Origin of the sequence: Limnohabitans sp. 2KL-1, from assembly GCF_003063435.1 — a bacterium.
Lineage (GTDB): Bacteria > Pseudomonadota > Gammaproteobacteria > Burkholderiales > Burkholderiaceae_C > Limnohabitans_A.
In genome coordinates this window covers 64,075-78,732 of record NZ_NESL01000008.1, presented here as the reverse complement: position 1 = coordinate 78,732, position 14,658 = coordinate 64,075, and the positions used below count along the sequence as shown (strand labels likewise).

The 14,658-nt window shown below is 57.7% G+C and carries 20 protein-coding genes, 3 tRNA genes and 1 pseudogene; 10 read left to right on the top strand and 14 right to left on the bottom strand.

What is annotated here, in order from left to right; all coding sequences use genetic code 11:
• Positions 1–10 precede the first annotated feature (10 nt).
• The 4 genes from B9Z47_RS14720 to B9Z47_RS14710 form a co-directional block, all read right to left on the bottom strand.
• A tRNA-Leu gene (locus B9Z47_RS14720) sits at positions 11–102 on the bottom strand.
• 39 nt (positions 103–141) lie between these two features.
• Positions 142–534 carry an MAPEG family protein gene (locus B9Z47_RS14715; protein ID WP_108331986.1) on the bottom strand — a complete coding sequence of 131 codons (393 nt, stop codon included), beginning with the start codon at positions 532–534 and terminating at the stop codon, positions 142–144.
• Positions 535–663: 129 nt separating this feature from the next.
• Positions 664–834 carry a hypothetical protein gene (locus tag B9Z47_RS18755; protein WP_194944765.1) on the bottom strand — a complete coding sequence of 57 codons (171 nt, stop codon included), beginning with the start codon at positions 832–834 and terminating at the stop codon, positions 664–666.
• Positions 835–982: 148 nt separating this feature from the next.
• Positions 983–1,615: a glutathione S-transferase family protein gene (locus B9Z47_RS14710; protein WP_108331985.1), complete on the bottom strand. Its 633-nt coding sequence runs from the start codon at positions 1,613–1,615 to the stop codon at positions 983–985.
• A gap of 250 nt (positions 1,616–1,865) precedes the next feature.
• On the opposite strand from B9Z47_RS14710, the gene B9Z47_RS14705 reads away from it, so the two are divergent.
• The 4 genes from B9Z47_RS14705 to B9Z47_RS14690 all read left to right on the top strand — a co-directional run bounded on the left by B9Z47_RS14705 (position 1,866) and on the right by B9Z47_RS14690 (position 4,397).
• A complete protein-coding gene (locus B9Z47_RS14705; RefSeq protein ID WP_369912412.1) occupies positions 1,866–2,276 on the top strand; it encodes an FKBP-type peptidyl-prolyl cis-trans isomerase in 411 nt (136 codons plus the stop codon).
• 46 nt (positions 2,277–2,322) lie between these two features.
• Positions 2,323–3,504: a pyridoxal phosphate-dependent aminotransferase gene (locus B9Z47_RS14700; RefSeq protein ID WP_108332049.1), complete on the top strand. Its 1,182-nt coding sequence runs from the start codon at positions 2,323–2,325 to the stop codon at positions 3,502–3,504.
• 65 nt (positions 3,505–3,569) lie between these two features.
• Positions 3,570–3,848 carry a cupin domain-containing protein gene (locus B9Z47_RS14695; RefSeq protein ID WP_108331984.1) on the top strand — a complete coding sequence of 93 codons (279 nt, stop codon included), beginning with the start codon at positions 3,570–3,572 and terminating at the stop codon, positions 3,846–3,848.
• A 162-nt stretch (positions 3,849–4,010) separates the two neighbouring features.
• Entirely contained in the window at positions 4,011–4,397 is a 387-nt protein-coding gene (locus tag B9Z47_RS14690) for a hypothetical protein (protein ID WP_108331983.1), read from the top strand.
• Between the two features lie 64 nt (positions 4,398–4,461).
• Here the strand turns inward: B9Z47_RS14690 and B9Z47_RS14685 are convergent.
• Positions 4,462–4,535: transfer RNA gene (locus tag B9Z47_RS14685), tRNA-Cys, on the bottom strand.
• Positions 4,536–4,606: 71 nt separating this feature from the next.
• Positions 4,607–4,682: transfer RNA gene (locus B9Z47_RS14680), tRNA-Gly, on the bottom strand.
• 239 nt (positions 4,683–4,921) lie between these two features.
• Between B9Z47_RS14680 and B9Z47_RS14675 the strand changes: the two genes are divergently transcribed.
• From B9Z47_RS14675 to B9Z47_RS14665, 3 genes are all read left to right on the top strand, one after another.
• Complete coding sequence (locus B9Z47_RS14675) at positions 4,922–5,485, top strand: DNA-3-methyladenine glycosylase I (protein WP_108331982.1); 564 nt, start codon at positions 4,922–4,924, stop codon at positions 5,483–5,485.
• Between the two features lie 15 nt (positions 5,486–5,500).
• The gene (locus B9Z47_RS14670) at positions 5,501–5,821 is read left to right on the top strand and encodes a Kazal-type serine protease inhibitor (RefSeq protein ID WP_108331981.1); all 321 of its coding nucleotides are present in this window, start codon (positions 5,501–5,503) and stop codon (positions 5,819–5,821) included.
• A 422-nt stretch (positions 5,822–6,243) separates the two neighbouring features.
• A complete protein-coding gene (locus B9Z47_RS14665; protein WP_108331980.1) occupies positions 6,244–6,795 on the top strand; it encodes a hypothetical protein in 552 nt (183 codons plus the stop codon).
• 449 nt (positions 6,796–7,244) lie between these two features.
• Here the strand turns inward: B9Z47_RS14665 and B9Z47_RS19225 are convergent.
• Both B9Z47_RS19225 and B9Z47_RS14655 read right to left on the bottom strand, forming a co-directional pair.
• Positions 7,245–7,656: pseudogene (locus tag B9Z47_RS19225) on the bottom strand (PIN domain-containing protein).
• Between the two features lie 73 nt (positions 7,657–7,729).
• Positions 7,730–7,888, bottom strand: a complete 159-nt coding sequence (locus B9Z47_RS14655) for an AbrB/MazE/SpoVT family DNA-binding domain-containing protein (protein ID WP_304598458.1) — start codon at positions 7,886–7,888, stop codon at positions 7,730–7,732.
• Positions 7,889–8,117: 229 nt separating this feature from the next.
• Between B9Z47_RS14655 and B9Z47_RS14650 the strand changes: the two genes are divergently transcribed.
• The 3 genes from B9Z47_RS14650 (at position 8,118) to B9Z47_RS14640 (ending at position 9,442) form a co-directional block, all read left to right on the top strand.
• Positions 8,118–8,534, top strand: a complete 417-nt coding sequence (locus tag B9Z47_RS14650; RefSeq protein WP_108331979.1) for a hypothetical protein — start codon at positions 8,118–8,120, stop codon at positions 8,532–8,534.
• A gap of 84 nt (positions 8,535–8,618) precedes the next feature.
• Positions 8,619–9,209 (top strand): O-methyltransferase, encoded by a 591-nt coding sequence (locus tag B9Z47_RS14645; RefSeq protein ID WP_199226419.1) that lies wholly within the window; start codon positions 8,619–8,621, stop codon positions 9,207–9,209.
• The gene (locus tag B9Z47_RS14640; RefSeq protein WP_108331978.1) at positions 9,206–9,442 is read left to right on the top strand and encodes a DUF6290 family protein; all 237 of its coding nucleotides are present in this window, start codon (positions 9,206–9,208) and stop codon (positions 9,440–9,442) included. The genes B9Z47_RS14645 and B9Z47_RS14640 overlap by 4 nt, the downstream gene beginning before the upstream one ends.
• A 145-nt stretch (positions 9,443–9,587) precedes the next feature.
• Here B9Z47_RS14640 and parC read toward each other — a convergent pair whose 3' ends face one another.
• Genes parC through B9Z47_RS14615 form a run of 6 tightly spaced genes read right to left on the bottom strand, consistent with a single transcriptional unit; the run spans position 9,588 to position 14,642 of the window.
• Positions 9,588–11,957, bottom strand: a complete 2,370-nt coding sequence (gene parC / locus B9Z47_RS14635) for a DNA topoisomerase IV subunit A (RefSeq protein WP_108331977.1) — start codon at positions 11,955–11,957, stop codon at positions 9,588–9,590.
• On the bottom strand, positions 11,954–12,829 hold the full coding sequence (locus tag B9Z47_RS14630; protein ID WP_108331976.1) for a Bro-N domain-containing protein: 876 nt from the start codon (positions 12,827–12,829) through the stop codon (positions 11,954–11,956). Before B9Z47_RS14630 ends, parC begins: the two co-directional genes overlap by 4 nt.
• Positions 12,798–13,817, bottom strand: a complete 1,020-nt coding sequence (locus B9Z47_RS14625) for a type I restriction enzyme HsdR N-terminal domain-containing protein (protein WP_108331975.1) — start codon at positions 13,815–13,817, stop codon at positions 12,798–12,800. Before B9Z47_RS14625 ends, B9Z47_RS14630 begins: the two co-directional genes overlap by 32 nt.
• The gene (locus B9Z47_RS18470) at positions 13,814–13,951 is read right to left on the bottom strand and encodes a plasmid pRiA4b ORF-3 family protein (protein WP_146185812.1); all 138 of its coding nucleotides are present in this window, start codon (positions 13,949–13,951) and stop codon (positions 13,814–13,816) included. The genes B9Z47_RS14625 and B9Z47_RS18470 overlap by 4 nt, the downstream gene beginning before the upstream one ends.
• Before the next feature lie 20 nt (positions 13,952–13,971).
• On the bottom strand, positions 13,972–14,409 hold the full coding sequence (locus B9Z47_RS14620) for a type II toxin-antitoxin system VapC family toxin (RefSeq protein ID WP_108331974.1): 438 nt from the start codon (positions 14,407–14,409) through the stop codon (positions 13,972–13,974).
• On the bottom strand, positions 14,406–14,642 hold the full coding sequence (locus B9Z47_RS14615; protein ID WP_108331973.1) for an AbrB/MazE/SpoVT family DNA-binding domain-containing protein: 237 nt from the start codon (positions 14,640–14,642) through the stop codon (positions 14,406–14,408). The genes B9Z47_RS14620 and B9Z47_RS14615 overlap by 4 nt, the downstream gene beginning before the upstream one ends.
• Positions 14,643–14,658 lie beyond the last annotated feature (16 nt).

Below are 14,658 nucleotides of genomic sequence, written 5' to 3'. Positions count from 1 at the left end.
TTGTGTACTTTGGTGCCCCGAGCCGGAATCGAACCGGCACGCCCCTTTTAAGGAAGCAACGGATTTTAAGTCCGGTGTGTCTACCAGTTTCACCACCGGGGCAGAGGCTCTATTGTGCCTTGAGAACGGTCTTTTCCAGACTCAACTCATTTGCAAATTCAGCATGGCCATCGCATACAAAGCCACGACCGTCAAATAGGCCGCCGACCAGACCATGGTGCGCCATTTGGCTTTGTCGCTCACATAACAAACCACATAGGCCACACGGGCCACGATGAAAAAGATCGACATCGCGTCCACCCGGTGGGGGTCTACGCCGGTCAGCAACGCCAACACAACGCCCACTGCAAAAAAGGGAAACGCCTCAAAACAGTTGGCTTGCGCCGCATTGGCACGCGCCCGAAAGCCAGTTTGCTGCGCCAACCAGGCACGGGGGTTGCTGTTGTCATAGCCCTTGAAGCCGGACTTGGCAATACCCGCGCACACCACCGGCATCAGCCCTGCTACCAAAACCGCACCATAAGAAATCAACATTCCGGGCCTCCCATGTATCCGTTGCAGGTCAGCGTGGTCAGCCTGATGGCCTCGCGCCCACGATGAAAAAAGCCACTGAGGTCGTCAGTGGCTTGGCTTTCGCGCGGCAACCAAGGCCGTGCGCGTGGATCAACCGCCTTTTTTGGAGCGCTTGCCTGGGTTCTTCTTGCTGCGTGTTGCAACGCCGCGCTCGAGGCTGACGCGCTGGCCACGGCCGCCCGTGCGCAGTGTCACGCCTGGCAATGCAGGCAGTGGCGGGGTGAATTTACGGTCTGCTTCGGTGACGATTTTGTTGCCCATCTATGGCTCCAGATAAATAATGCAAAGCGATATTAAGCCACAAGAAGTGGCCCTCTCTGTCCGAACAGCGTTCTGCGTGGCCTTATTTAAAACCAAATGGGCACTCTGGCGGCTTGCTTGAAACGTGTTCAAGCCCATTGCCGCCGCCTCAAGACCTGCGCAATGGCACCGCAAACCCCCGCTGAACGGCTGGCCGAGCCATCAGGGCCTCGTACCAGCGTTGGACATGGGGGAATTGCGCCAGATCCACTTGGTGCCGTGCATGACGCCAAACCCATCCCAAAACGGCGAAATCCGCGATGGACAGCGCGTCGGCAAAAAATTCATGATGGGCCAAATGACGATCCATGACTCCGTACAAGCGCTGTGTTTCGGCCATAAAACGCTGCAAACCATAGCGTTTGTCGTCTTCGTTGGCCAAAGCAACGAAATGGTGCACCTGTCCAGGAGCCGGACCAAAACCGCCCACCTGGAACATCAGCCAAGCCAAGGTGGCCACACGCCCTGCGCCCTTGGCAGGCAAAAACTGTCCGGTTTTTTCGGCCAGGTAAATCAGGATGGCACCCGATTCGAACACCGTCTGTGTCTGGCCATCTGGCCCCTCGGTATCGATCAAGGCCGGAATTTTGTTGTTCGGGCTGATGCTCAGGAAATCAGGATCGAACTGCTCGTTTTGGGTGATGTCAACGATCTTGACCGCATAGGGCAAACTCATTTCTTCCAAAGCCACCGTGATTTTTCGGGCGTTGGGGGTGTCAAAAGCCAACAATGTCAATGCCATGGAAACCGTCTCCTGTAATCAAAGGCAGTTTAAGCAATCTTGACCCCACAAGCACAAAGGCCCTCAAAGTACTTCAACCGGCTGGTTGGAACAGTTGCCTGCATGCCCCCCGGCAGACCAGGCCCATGGTTGGACTTTGCACTGACCAAAGTGATGGACTGGCAACTTTGTCCCCAAGGTGAACCACACCACACGTCAATTGCGCAAGAATCCAGCCATGAAACCTTCTTACATTCTGGCCGCACTGGTCATGGCCTGGCTACCCACGGTGCCTGCCTGGGCCCAAAACACTATCACGGCAGCCTCCGCCCAAGAGCCTGGGGCGAAAAAAATGCCATCGGGCATGGTGTACCGCTCACTCAAAGAGGGCACTGGCGCGAGCCCGACGAGCAGTGACAAGGTCAAAGTGCATTACCGGGGCACCTTGCCGGACGGCAAAGAATTCGACAGCTCATACAAACGCAACGAGGCCATCGACTTCCCGCTCAACCGGGTCATTGCCTGCTGGACCGAAGGCGTTCAACAAATGAAAGTCGGCGGGCGAGCCAAGCTGACTTGCCCGCCCGCCACCGCTTACGGCGACCGTGGTGCGGGTGGCGTGATCCCGCCCAACGCGACCCTTTTGTTCGAGGTGGAGCTGCTGGCCATCCATGGCAAATGAGCTCGGCCCTGATGGCACAGTCCCTGACACCCACATGCACGTCCCCATGAAACGCTCATCTCAACGCATGCAAGGGGTTGATACCCCCATCATTCCCACCATTGCTGCATTGGTGCGCGACAACCCCGGCACCATTTCGCTCGGCCAAGGCGTTGTCCATTACGGCCCGCCGGCACAGGCCGTCGCGTCCCTGCCAGACCTCATGAGCGACCCGCAGTTGCACAAATACCAAGCCGTCAGTGGCATACCGCCCTTGGTGGAAGCATTCCGCCAAAAGCTGGCCGAAGAAAACCGGGTGCAGTGCGGCACAGAATCGCTGGTGATGGTCACAGCAGGCAGCAACATGGCTTTTTTGAACTGCGTCATGGCCGTGGCCGACCCCGGTGACGAGTTCATCTTGCCCATGCCCTTTTATTTCAACCAGGAAATGGCCATCCGCATGTGCGGTTGCACCCCCGTGCCTGTGCCGACCCACAGCGACTGGAGTCTGGACGTGGACGCGCTGGCCGCAGCCATCACACCCCGTACACGTGCCATCGTCACCGTCTCGCCCAACAACCCAACAGGTGCCGTGTACAGCGAAGAGGCACTGCGCGCCGTGAACGCCCTGTGCGCAAAAGCCGGCATCTACCACTTCAGCGACGAGGCCTATGAGTACTTCACCTACGATGGCGTCCAGCATTTTTCGCCAGCCTCCATCCCTGGCGCACAAGGTCACACCCTGTCGTTTTACTCCATGTCCAAAAATTACGGCATGGCCAGTTGGCGTGTGGGTTACGTTGTCTTCCCTGCTGATTTGTTCGGCGCCATGAACAAGGTTCAGGACACCAACCTCATCTGCGCTCCTGTGCCCTCGCAGTTGCTGGCACTGGAGGCCCTGAGGCTGGGCCGTGACTGGGTCCAACCCAAAATTCAGGCATTGGCCGCTGTACGCCAGCAGGTCTATCAAGCCCTGGACGGACTGGGTGACCTGGTTCAGTATCCCCGGACACAAGGCGCGTTCTACGTCTTGATGAAATTACCCGGAATCTCGGACCCCATGGCCTTCAACCGCGCCATGACCGAAAAACACAAAGTGGCCACCCTGCCCGGTTTTGCATTCGGCCTGTTGGAGACCGCGCATGCCAATTACCAACGGCTGTCTTATGGCGCGCTGGAAGCGGCCTCCGTTGCACAGGGCGTTCAGCGCTATGTGGCGGCAGTCAAAGACTGGTACACCACCCACTGAACACCAGCGCAATCAAAACTGGCCCAACGCACGCCCACACTCAAGCCGACTCACCCAGGACTGCCATGAACGCACCCACACTCGAATCTTTCACGGCCCAATCGCTCGAAGAGGGCTTCGACGAAATCATCGTCCGCCAATGGGAAGCCAACCTGAAGCTGGACACCCACACCCACCCCTTTGACGTCAGTGCCCGCGTGACACGGGGCGAATATTGGTTGACCGTCGGCGAAGAGGTCAAACACCTGAAGGCAGGCGATGCCTTCCGCCTGGCTCGCGATGTCCCGCATGCCGAACTTTACGGCCCTCAGGGAGCGACCGTGTGGGTGGCTCGGGCGCATTGAGCACGCCGGCGAGATCAATGACGGCACGAAGGTCATCTTGGGTATGAGAAGACCGACAAAAATTTAATAAATTTATTTTCGACAATTTGAATAACAAACGTTACCGAAATACACGATAATTAATCACAAATATGTTTATGACAATTTTTCAAGCAGGCCTCCGTGAACACCCCAGCGAATACCCACCCAGGCGAGCCTGACGTCGCCATATGGCTTTACCTGCAATTTTTACGCGAAGCACACGCCAACAACGTGCCCATCACATTGAGCCCGGACGAGTCTTGGCTTTTGCAGGAAATCGCCATCCGCTGGTTAGACAACAACCCGATGTCCGTTCATGAGGCCATCAACCTGGGACATTTGGGGTCTCCTGCAACACTGCATAAACGCCTCAGCCGCTTGCGATCAATGAAACTCTTGGCCATCGGCCAACGAGAAACAGATCGGCGAACCAAATACCTCGTGGCGACACCACAATCGCTGAACCATTTCAAGGCTTTGGGAATCGCGATGCAAAAAGCCGTTCAAGGACAAACACTCACCGCTTGAAACAGCGGATTGAACGCAATGATTGTGGCTCAAACCACATCATCGCAAACAAGCTGGGGGGGAGTGGAGGCGCGACCCAGAGTCGAACTGGGCTAGACGGATTTGCAATCCGTTGCATAACCGATTTGCTATCGCGCCGTGGTCAGTGCAATCCTGACAACAAGAAGTGTGACCCTTGATCTGAAAATCAGGAAAGAACTTTCAGTCAATGGAGCGGGAAACGAGGCTCGAACTCGCGACCTCAACCTTGGCAAGGTTGCGCTCTACCAACTGAGCTATTCCCGCGCACCAAGACTTCTATTATACATCGAATAAATGCATTTTTCGCTTTGCGTGGAATCAGTTGCTCTGTGTGGTCAACATCGGCAAAACGCCTCCCATCCCTGCCACCCCAACCCAACGCGAGAACCTTCACTTGGCATGATCGACAATTCAGCCATGCTGGCGCAGATGCGCTGGCCAACGGTACGCTGGCTTCGCCACCGGCGGCACCGAGCAAATAGATACCGGCTTCAAGGATAGATATGCAACGCTGCCCCTGGTGTGAAGGCTTTGACCTGTACCGCCAATACCATGACACCGAATGGGGTGTGCCCCTGCGAGACGACCGCGCACTGTTCGAATTGATCAACCTGGAGGGCGCACAAGCCGGACTGTCGTGGTCTACCGTACTCAAAAAACGAGAAACGTACCGCAGTGCATTTGATCAATTCGACCCTGAAAAAATCGCTGCTTACGGTGAACGAAAAGTGGCTGAACTGCTGTCCAACCCGGGTATCGTGCGCAATCGGCTCAAGGTGGCCGCCACGATTTCCAACGCCCAAGCCTTCTTGGCGCTGCAAGCCAGCGGACAAGGTTTCAGCGATTTCGTCTGGCAATGTGTGAACGGGCAACCCCTGCAACACCAGCGCCGCAGCACGGCCGAAGTCCCTGCACAAACGCCCGAATCCGACGCCTTGAGCCGTGCCCTGAAAAAAGCCGGATTCAAATTTGTAGGCTCCACCATCTGCTACGCCTTCATGCAAGCCGCAGGAATGGTCAACGACCACCTGACAAGCTGCCATCGACATGCCGTGCTCGCCAAGTGAACGCATTCAAAAATCATGACACACACCGTCTCCTTCCACGGCACGCTGTTGGCCCTGTGTTTGGCCCTGTGTTTGGCCCTGACCGGCACTGCCGCCATGGGCCAACTGTGCACCCGCGAATATGTGCCAGTGTGTGGCCTGCTGCCCCAGGCGACAGACCCCCGCACGTTCCCCAACCGCTGCGTCCTTGACGCGGCCGGCGCTCGGCTGATCGAACATGGCGTGTGTGCCGCGAAGCCTGCGCCCATCATCGGCCACGACTCCAATGGGCATGGCTGCAAGGCCTCAGCGGGCTACCAGTGGAACAAGGAACTGAGCGGTTGCGTGCGCCCTTGACTCAGCAGTGCCGTCACTTTGCCAGTGGCCCCGCAGCGACAGCGCCGCAGCGGCATGTTCGAGACACAATGCCTGCAGGTGCGCGAACAGGTCTCAGGCCAACCGCTCCCCCAATGGACGCCTTTATTTGGCGAAAATAGTCGCCATGAATTCACAAGTTTTGATGCAAGAACTGACTCTGCTGCTCTATCGCCTGGCCAGTTACACAACAACCAACGGGATGGACGATCCGGCCATGCTGGCCCTGCTGTTTTGCTGAAAGCAGTCCCCTGCCGACCGACCGCAACCCCAAACTGCGCCCCCACCAAAGTCCAACCCACCAGCGGCAAATGGGCAACGGCGCTGAGTACGATGCCGCACGGAAGTCAACGTGACATGCGCGTGTAAATGGGTTCCCGTCATCACCTCAAGGGGGAACTTTCATGAAAAAACTCAAGACCATCACGGCAGCAATCCTGTGCGCGAGCCTGTTGCCACTGTCTGCGGCATTTGCCGAGACGATCAGCAAAGCTGACTACAAGGCCGGCAAATCGCGGATCAATGCAAGCTACAAAACCGACAAGGCGGCTTGCAAATCGCTCTCAGGCAATGCCAAGGACATCTGCGCGCAAGAAGCCAAAGCCAAGGAAAAGATCGCTCGCGCTGAACTGGAATACAGCTACAGCGGCAAGTCAACGGATCGCAACAAAGTGCTGGTGGTGAAAGCGAAATCAGCCTATGAAGTAGCCAAAGAACGCTGCGACGACCTCGCAGGCAACGCCAAAGATGTGTGCGTTCAGGAAGCCAAGGCCACCGAGAAAAAGGCGCTGGCAGATGCTCAAATGGGCAAAGAAATCGGTGAAGCCAAAAAAGACGCTGCAGTCGAAAAGCGCGATGCCGACTACAAAGTTGCCATCGAGAAGTGTGATGCACTGTCCGGCGATGCCAAGGCCAGCTGCGTCGCAGCCGCCAAGAGCAAGTTTGGGAAAAACTGAGCTGACCAGACCCTGGTGCCCCCAGGGCTGATGAATCGCCAAAACGCACAGATCCCCTCGGACCAGGCGTCGTGTGGTCCTGAACGATTCATGCGTGGACCACAAGAGGCTCACACAAGTTGGTCGTACGCGCGTGTACATTACCCACACAGCCCGTGTCCAAAGCTGTGGACAACCACAGGGACAAGCCGTCAAAGCCACAGCCCGTAAGGGCTGGCGGGGTGTGCTTAAAAAAGCATCAATCCACCCGCTTTACTCCAGCCGCCTTACTCCACCCGCGTCACCCGATCAGGCTTGAACCCCAAATCCGCCACGCGGCCTTTTTTGGCCCGCGCCGCTTTGGCGTGGTTCAGGCCGCAGGTGCAGGCCGCTGGTGGCGGATAACCGTTCGAAAAGAAAAAGGCGTTGAGGGGTCAGGCTTAAAACAGCGATCAGTAGAGCCGGCCGCGTCAATTGAAAGACGCGCCCCAGTTCTCCACCATCAGGCCCGGCCCGCAGGCAAACTCAGACAGGTTGTTGGTGATGACCACCAGCCCTTCGCTGCGGGCATGGGCGGCGATGTGCAAATCGTTCACGCCGATGGGCTGGCCTGCTTTTTCAAGATCGCTGCGGATCGCGCCGTCATGCTGGGATGCTTTGGCGGTGCAGGGCAACACGGTCAACAAGCTGGCGAACTCCTCGATCACCTCCAGGTTTTGCGACACCGTGGTACTTTTTTTCAGCCCCGTGGTACAGCTCAGACAAAGTAATGGTCGAAGTCGCCATGCGCCCGGCGTTTTCATTGAACCAGGACAATACCTCCAGTGGTCGGCGCTTGACCACATAGATCACGATGTTGGTGTCAAGCAGGTATTTCAGCATCAAAGCGCCTCGCGCTCGGGCTGCGTTTGCGATGCCCGCTCAGGCAAGAAGTCATCGCTGACCTTGGGGCCACTCAAAAAGAACTGGTCCCAAGAATGCCCCACCGGCGAAATGATCCGCTCCACACCCCGAGCGCGAACCTCCACCTTTTCACACCTTCAGGCAATCGCAAATCAGCAGGCAAACGGATCGCTTGCGTGCGGTTGTTGGTAAATACGGTGGTGATGGTCATGACAGCCTGCTTTTGGGATATGGCGCGAATACATGGCAGACGCAAAACTGTCCCCAACAACCGTGCCCAAAGGTGTGGACAAGTGCAGGGACAAGCCGCGAAAGCCACGCCCAGCATGGTCTGGCGGGGAGTGCTCAAAAAGTAGGCAACCGGAGCGTCGTGTGCAGCCTCACCCACGATGACACGAATGGCGGCGATACATTTGAATACTTAAAAAGTACAAATTACCATGAACGCCGTCACCAACCCTCGCACCATCCTGAGTACCGCCTGGGCGGGCATGCTGGCCGTTTTGCTGGCCATGCTGCTGATCGATCCGCTCCAGCACGCCATGGCCGGGCAATACGAAGCACTCACCCACACCCTGCAACACGACCCCGGCACTCTGGGCCTGCGCGTGCTGATCGGCATGCTGTGTGCCAACACGCTCATGCAAGTGGGCATCCAGATGTTTGGCGGCCCTGCCTGGCGCAGCTTTGTGCTGGTCATCACCGCGCTTTACGGCTTATTTTTTCTGATCCACCAAGTGGTGCATGTGGCGGGCGGTGAAACGCTGGGCCTGCACACCGTGCTGGATGTGACGCACCACCTGCTGGCGACCTCTGCCGTGGTGGCTGCCCACAAATGGCGCAAGGCGTCAGCCTGACGACACATTCATAAATCTTGGCCATTCCCGTTGAGTAGGCCTCTCAACGATTCAAGGCGATACCCGCTTCATCGAGGATAAACATTGACCACCCAACACACCTCCCCAGCCGTGATTTCGTCCCTTTGGGCAGACACACAAGCTGCAGGCTTCACGATGCCGTCTGACCCATTGACCTGCACGCTGCTGCGCACATTGGCTGCCAGCAAGCCAGGCGGGCAGTTTCTGGAGCTGGGCTCGGGCACGGGTTTGTCCACCGCTTGGCTGCTGGACGGCATGGACGCCCGCGCCACACTGACCACCGTGGACAACGACGCCAGCCTGTTGGACATCCTGAACCGGCACTTGGGACACGATGCGCGCCTGAAGGTGGTTTGTGCCGATGGCGATGAATTCCTGCAGCATGCACAAGGCCAGCAATATGACTATGTATTTGCCGATACTTGGTCGGGCAAATACCGCCTGCTGGGCGAAGCCCTGGCTCTGGTGAAACCCGGTGGTTTGTACGTCATCGATGACATGCTGCCGCAGCCCAACTGGCCAGAGGGTCATGCCGACAAGGTCGAAGCCCTGCTGCGCACCCTGCATGCATTGCCAGGTTGGCATGTGACCCAGATGGATTGGGCCAGTGGGGTGGCGGTGGCTGTGCGCGCTCAAATGGAGAACCTGACATGAGCACCATCAGCATTCGCCTGCCCGACTCACTGCACAACATGGCCAAAAGCATGGCCAGCCAGGACCACATCTCGATGAACCAGTTCATCGCCAGTGCTGTCGCCGAAAAGGTTTCCGCTTTGGCCACAGAGACGTATCTCAAAGAACGCGCCGAGCGCGCCAGTCTGACCCAATTCATTGCCGCGTTGGACGCTGTGCCTGCCCAAGCCCCCGATGCACAAGACTTGCGCTGATCAAACCAACGTAGCGCTAACTGTCCCCAAACCCCGTGCCTAAAGTTGTGGACAAGTGCAGGGACAAGCCCCAAAAACAACGCCCCGCTTGGGCTGGCGGGGCGTGCTTAAAAAATATGCAGCAAGGGGGTTCTACTTCAAACCCTCACTCCACCCGCGTCACCCGGTTCGGCTTGAACCCCAAATCCGCCACACGGCCCTTCTTGGCCCGCGCCGCTTTGGCGTTGTTCAGGCTGCGAATTTCGAGCGTTTCTTCGCGATCCTTGCCGCCTCGGCCAATGCCTTCAATCTTCACGCTGCGGGTGTAGGCCGCAGCGCCGGCCAAAGTGTCTTTGGCTTCCAGGTCGATCAGCATCAGGCCCCGGCCGCCTTTTTCCATGGTTTTGAGTTCGCTGATCTCAAAAGTGAGCACACGGCCACCCGCGCTGGCGCAGCACACGCTGGTCGCCGCTGGCATGGGCTGTTTGTCGGCGGGCACAGTGGCGCTGGAGCCGCTCACATGGCTGGGCACGCACACGGTTTCGCCGTCGCCCAGGCTGATAAAGGCTTTGCCCGCTTTGTTGCGCGAAATCATGTTTTCAACCGAGGCCATGAAGCCGTAGCCGCCTGAGCCGCTCAGCAGGAGCGTGGCATTGGCTGGTCCTGCGAAATAGTGGGCGATTTGCGTGGTGGGTTCCAGCTCGATCAGTGTGGTCACGGGCTGGCCGTCGCCGCGTGCGCCGGGCAGCGTGGCCACAGGCACGCTGTAGATGCGGCCGTTGCTGCCAAAGATGATGAGCTGATCCACCGTGCGGCATTCGAAGGTGCCATACAGACCGTCGCCCGCCTTGAACGCGAAGCTGGTGGCGTCGTGGCCGTGACCCGTGCGAGCCCGCACCCAGCCTTTTTCCGACACAACCACCGTCACCGGTTCGTCCACCACCTTGACTTCGGCCACGGCTTTTTTCTCTTCCTGGATCAGCGTGCGGCGTGGGTCGGCAAAGGTTTTGGCATCCGCTTCGATCTCTTTGATCATCAGGCGGCGCAGCGCGGCGGGGCTGCCCAAAATTTCTTCGAGCTTGCCCTGCTCTCCACGCAACTCGCTCAGCTCTTGCTCGATCTTGATGGCTTCCAGTCGGGCCAGTTGGCGCAGGCGAATCTCAAGAATGTCCTCGGCCTGACGGTCGCTGAGTTTGAAGGCTTCCATCAGCGCGGGCTTGGGCTCGTCGCTGTGGCGGATGATGCGGATCACCTCGTCGATGTTCAGCAACACCAGCTGGCGGCCTTCCAAGATATGGATGCGGTCCAGCACTTTGTTCAGGCGATGCTGGCTGCGGCGGGTGATGGTGGTCTGGCGGAAGCTGATCCACTCCACCAACATCTGGCGCAGCGACTTCTGAATCGGTTTACCGTCGATGCCCACCGATGTCATATTGATCGGCGCAGACGTTTCCAGGCTCGTGTGGGCCAGCAAGGCCGTGATGAGTTCCTGCTGTTCGATGCGGCTGGTCTTGGGCTCGAACACCAGGCGCACGGCGGCGTCTTTGCTCGATTCGTCGCGCACCACGTCGAGCACGGCCAGCATGCTGGCTTTGAGCAACACTTGGTCAGCGCTGAGCGCTTTTTTGCCGGCTTTGACTTTGGGGTTGGTGAGTTCTTCGATCTCTTCCAGCACGCGCTGCGAGCTGACGCCTTGCGGCAGCTCGGTCACCACCAGTTGCCATTGGCCACGGGCCAACTCTTCGATCTTCCAGCGGGCGCGCACTTTGAGGCTGCCGCGGCCGGTGCGGTAGGCGTCGGCAATGTCGCTGGCCGGGCTGATGATCTGGCCGCCACCGGGGTAGTCGGGGCCGGGGATGATGGCCATCAACTCGCTGTCGCTGAGCTTGTCATTCTTGATCAGCGCCGCGCAGGCGTCGGCCACTTCGCGCAAGTTGTGGCTGGGGATCTCGGTGGCCAGGCCCACGGCAATGCCGCTGGCGCCGTTGAGCAAACTGAAGGGCAAGCGCGCGGGCAGCTGGCGCGGCTCTTCGGTGGAGCCGTCGTAGTTGGGGATGAAATCCACCGTGCCCATGTCGATCTCATCCAGCAACAAGCTGGTGATGCGCGACAAGCGCGCTTCGGTGTAACGCATGGCGGCGGCACCGTCGCCATCGCGGCTGCCAAAGTTGCCCTGTCCGTCGATGAGTGGGTAGCGCTGCGAAAAGTCTTGCGCCATGCGCACCAGCGCGTCATACGCCGCCGTGTCGCCGTGCGGGTGGTAACGGCCCAGCACATCGCCCACCACGCGGGCGCTTTTGACGGGTTTGGCAGCAGTGTTGTTGTTCGGGCCGCTGTACGACAAACCCATGCGGTCCATCGAATACAAAATGCGCCGCTGCACCGGCTTTTGGCCGTCGCACACATCGGGCAAGGCGCGGCCTTTGACGACGGACAGCGCGTACTCGAGGTAGGCCCGCTGGGCGTAAGCGCCCAGGTGGTCGCCTTCGGGGGCTGCAGGTTGCAAAGGAGCTTCAGGGGTCAGCAAATCGGTCATTTTTTCTGAGAATTGTTGGTTTTGCGTTCGGGTGTGGCGGATATCTGAACGGGCATGGATTTGCCGGGCGGCAAAAAGTTACTGCCCGTCACCACTTTTTGCCCCGTGCGTTTTTCCAGATCGTCTTTGGCGCGCTTGGCCACTCGGCCGCCTTCTTTGCCAGCTTGGGCGTTTTGTTGCAGGCCTTTGGCTTCCTCAGTCTCCGCAATCTGGCGGGTGGACAGTTCGGCCAATGCGGTGAAGATGAGCTCCGCCTCGCTCATGTGGTCACGCAGGTTCTGCGTTTTCAAAGACTTAAGCGACTTGTGTGCCAGCACGCTCAAGCCCGTCCATTCTTGGTGAATGATGTTGGTCAGCAGCGCGAATTCGTCCGCCTTTTCAACACCGCTTTCTTTCCAATAATCGGTCAATTTGTTGCGGGTTTCTTGGCCCGTCATGCGCTGCTGAATCCACTTGTCGCTGCGCCCCAGCTTTTGCCAGTTCTCACGGGCACGGTCCAGGCTTTGCGCGGGGTCTGCCATTTCTTGCATGCGCTCATGGCCCACCTTGGCCAGCCAACGCTTGAATGGCTCCGCCTTGGGTGAGGGGATGGACTGGATCAGGCGCAAAAGTGTGGGTACATCCGCTGCCAGGGTTTTGCGCATGACCCCGGACGCACTGGGCATACCCACCTGGGGACAATTTGTCCCCAGGTAGCTGCCTAACTCGACATCGCGTTTTCGCAATTTTTTCAGATAGTCGGTAGGGTTGATGCTGTCTGTCAGCACCTGCACCACATCCACCACAGAGAAAAACCACTTCTCCTGCGCGGCGTCCCAATGCGAGCGCACACGGGTGGACTCAAACAGTTGGACGGTTTGGGATGTGGTCATGGCTTGACAATGGCGTGTGGATGCCAGTTTTGTAAAGGGCTTGCAGACGGTCGACCAAGTCGTAATAGTTGTCGTAGGCAATGCCCTTCCAGTAAAATCGCAGGTCGTCGGGATGCTCCATTTCGTCCACGATTTTGCAGACGAAGAGATTGACCAGAACCTCAAAAGCGTTTTCACGGCGCGACACATTGTGTTTGCGCAAAATGACTCGAAAGTCGTGGTATTTGCCTTTGATGTCGGTGGCAGCCAGCGGCCGCGTATCGTCAGCAAAGGTGTATTTGCTTTTGCCGATTTGGTAGGGCTGGATGTTGCCCTCAAAAATGCCAACTTCGGTGAACTCTTGGCGGTAGGTATCTTTCCAGGCTTTGAAACGTTCCTTGGCGTTGGTGGCCTCTTTGAACGATTGCGCCTTGGGCTGGTCAAGCAAAATTTGCGGGTTGTCTTTGACGCTGATGATGCGTTGACTGGTTTTGACTTGGCCTGCTTTGGCATCAAATTCACTGGCGTAAAGGCAAATGAATTGCGTGGCCTTTTCTTGCTCGACATAGCTGATGAGTTGAGCACCGTCTTCGAGTGTGTCTTTCCAGGCTTTGTCAAATTCACGGCCAGCGGTTTTGCATTCAATGATCAGCAGAGCTGCGCCCTGTTGGTCACGCACCAAGATATCAGCCCGTCCGCTTTTGCCGCCGTGCCCCAGTTTCCACTCGGGCTCCAACTCAATGTGCTGGGGTTTATAACCCTTTTCAAGCAGCCGATGGACGCATTCCAAAACCACTGCGTTTTCAGATGACGAGAAGTTGCAGGTGTCTGCACGGTTGACCTTGAAACCATGCAGTTTCGGGTAATCAATGCTTTGCTTGCTGAAATCAATACGGATGACCTCTCCGTTCTCGCCATAGCTTTTGTGCAAAACGTCGCTGACTTCTTGGCCGTCTGCCGAAAACCCCAAATGCAAGGCAAAGGCGCGAAAATGGTGTGCGTCGATCATATGGTTTTCAGTATTGATGGTGCGATTGTTTGAAATTGAACGCCAAAAAATACAAGCAGAACGACCAGCACATCGCGGTAAATAGCGGGTTTGAAATCGCGCAATTCAATGCGCAATTGGTAAGCTAAAGTCATGGGAAATTGAAGCTCAGGGTTTAGGGAACGAGCACCTTGGGCACCCAACCTTTTGCAGTGGCCCGCTTGGCAAAGCCTTTGGCATCAAAGGTGACCAGCACATCGCACTGGCGGCTGCTGGCATGGTGCAAGGCATCGGCAAAGTCGAAACCTTGGCTCAAGGCATCGCAGGCACTTTGCAAGGCTTGGCGGTCTTGCATTTGCACCTGGGGCATGCTGAGCAAGTGGTTGAACACCTTGGCCACAGTGCGTGCCTCCAGTTTGTAGAACCCACGCAAAACCCACTCCAACTCCAAGGCCACGGTGGTGGCCACGAAGAGGGGTTTGCCACTCTCCAGCAAGGCACGGGCATGCTCACATTGGAGCGCCGTGGCGGCATCGGTTTGCTCGGCCTGCACGTAATAACGCGCCAACACATTGGTGTCCAACGCCGTCAGCTGCGAGGTGCGTTGCTTCATGGCTTGAGCGCTTGAGCCGCATCCCAATCGGCAGCCACGTGCGGCCCCTTGACTTTGACCATGCCAAAACCGGGTTGGGGCGACTTTTTGGCAGGGACTGCGGGGCGCAAGGTGATACAACTGGCGTCGGCACTGAGGTCAAACGTCACCGCTTGCCCCGGCATCAAGCCCAGTTGCTGGCGCAGGGCTTGCGGAATGGTGACTTGGCCTTTGCTGGTCAGCGTGGAAAGCATGGTTGACCTCCGGGTT

Bases quoted from the DNA above. Each gene is read 5' to 3' on its own strand.
- B9Z47_RS18470 (WP_146185812.1), bottom strand. From the start codon at position 13,951: ATGACTTTAGCTTACCAATTGCGCATTGAATTGCGCGATTTCAAACCC.
- B9Z47_RS14650 (WP_108331979.1), top strand. From the start codon at position 8,118: ATGAACGCCGTCACCAACCCTCGCACCATCCTGAGTACCGCCTGGGCG.
- B9Z47_RS14675 (WP_108331982.1), top strand. From the start codon at position 4,922: ATGCAACGCTGCCCCTGGTGTGAAGGCTTTGACCTGTACCGCCAATAC.
- B9Z47_RS14705 (WP_369912412.1), top strand. From the start codon at position 1,866: ATGGCCTGGCTACCCACGGTGCCTGCCTGGGCCCAAAACACTATCACG.
- B9Z47_RS14620 (WP_108331974.1), bottom strand. From the start codon at position 14,409: ATGAAGCAACGCACCTCGCAGCTGACGGCGTTGGACACCAATGTGTTG.
- B9Z47_RS14655 (WP_304598458.1), bottom strand. From the start codon at position 7,888: ATGACCATCACCACCGTATTTACCAACAACCGCACGCAAGCGATCCGT.
- B9Z47_RS14625 (WP_108331975.1), bottom strand. From the start codon at position 13,817: ATGATCGACGCACACCATTTTCGCGCCTTTGCCTTGCATTTGGGGTTT.
- B9Z47_RS18755 (WP_194944765.1), bottom strand. From the start codon at position 834: ATGGGCAACAAAATCGTCACCGAAGCAGACCGTAAATTCACCCCGCCA.
- B9Z47_RS14640 (WP_108331978.1), top strand. From the start codon at position 9,206: ATGAGCACCATCAGCATTCGCCTGCCCGACTCACTGCACAACATGGCC.
- B9Z47_RS14715 (WP_108331986.1), bottom strand. From the start codon at position 534: ATGTTGATTTCTTATGGTGCGGTTTTGGTAGCAGGGCTGATGCCGGTG.
- B9Z47_RS14700 (WP_108332049.1), top strand. From the start codon at position 2,323: ATGAAACGCTCATCTCAACGCATGCAAGGGGTTGATACCCCCATCATT.
- B9Z47_RS14710 (WP_108331985.1), bottom strand. From the start codon at position 1,615: ATGGCATTGACATTGTTGGCTTTTGACACCCCCAACGCCCGAAAAATC.
- B9Z47_RS14695 (WP_108331984.1), top strand. From the start codon at position 3,570: ATGAACGCACCCACACTCGAATCTTTCACGGCCCAATCGCTCGAAGAG.
- B9Z47_RS14615 (WP_108331973.1), bottom strand. From the start codon at position 14,642: ATGCTTTCCACGCTGACCAGCAAAGGCCAAGTCACCATTCCGCAAGCC.
- B9Z47_RS14630 (WP_108331976.1), bottom strand. From the start codon at position 12,829: ATGACCACATCCCAAACCGTCCAACTGTTTGAGTCCACCCGTGTGCGC.
- B9Z47_RS14665 (WP_108331980.1), top strand. From the start codon at position 6,244: ATGAAAAAACTCAAGACCATCACGGCAGCAATCCTGTGCGCGAGCCTG.
- B9Z47_RS14670 (WP_108331981.1), top strand. From the start codon at position 5,501: ATGACACACACCGTCTCCTTCCACGGCACGCTGTTGGCCCTGTGTTTG.
- parC (WP_108331977.1), bottom strand. From the start codon at position 11,957: ATGACCGATTTGCTGACCCCTGAAGCTCCTTTGCAACCTGCAGCCCCC.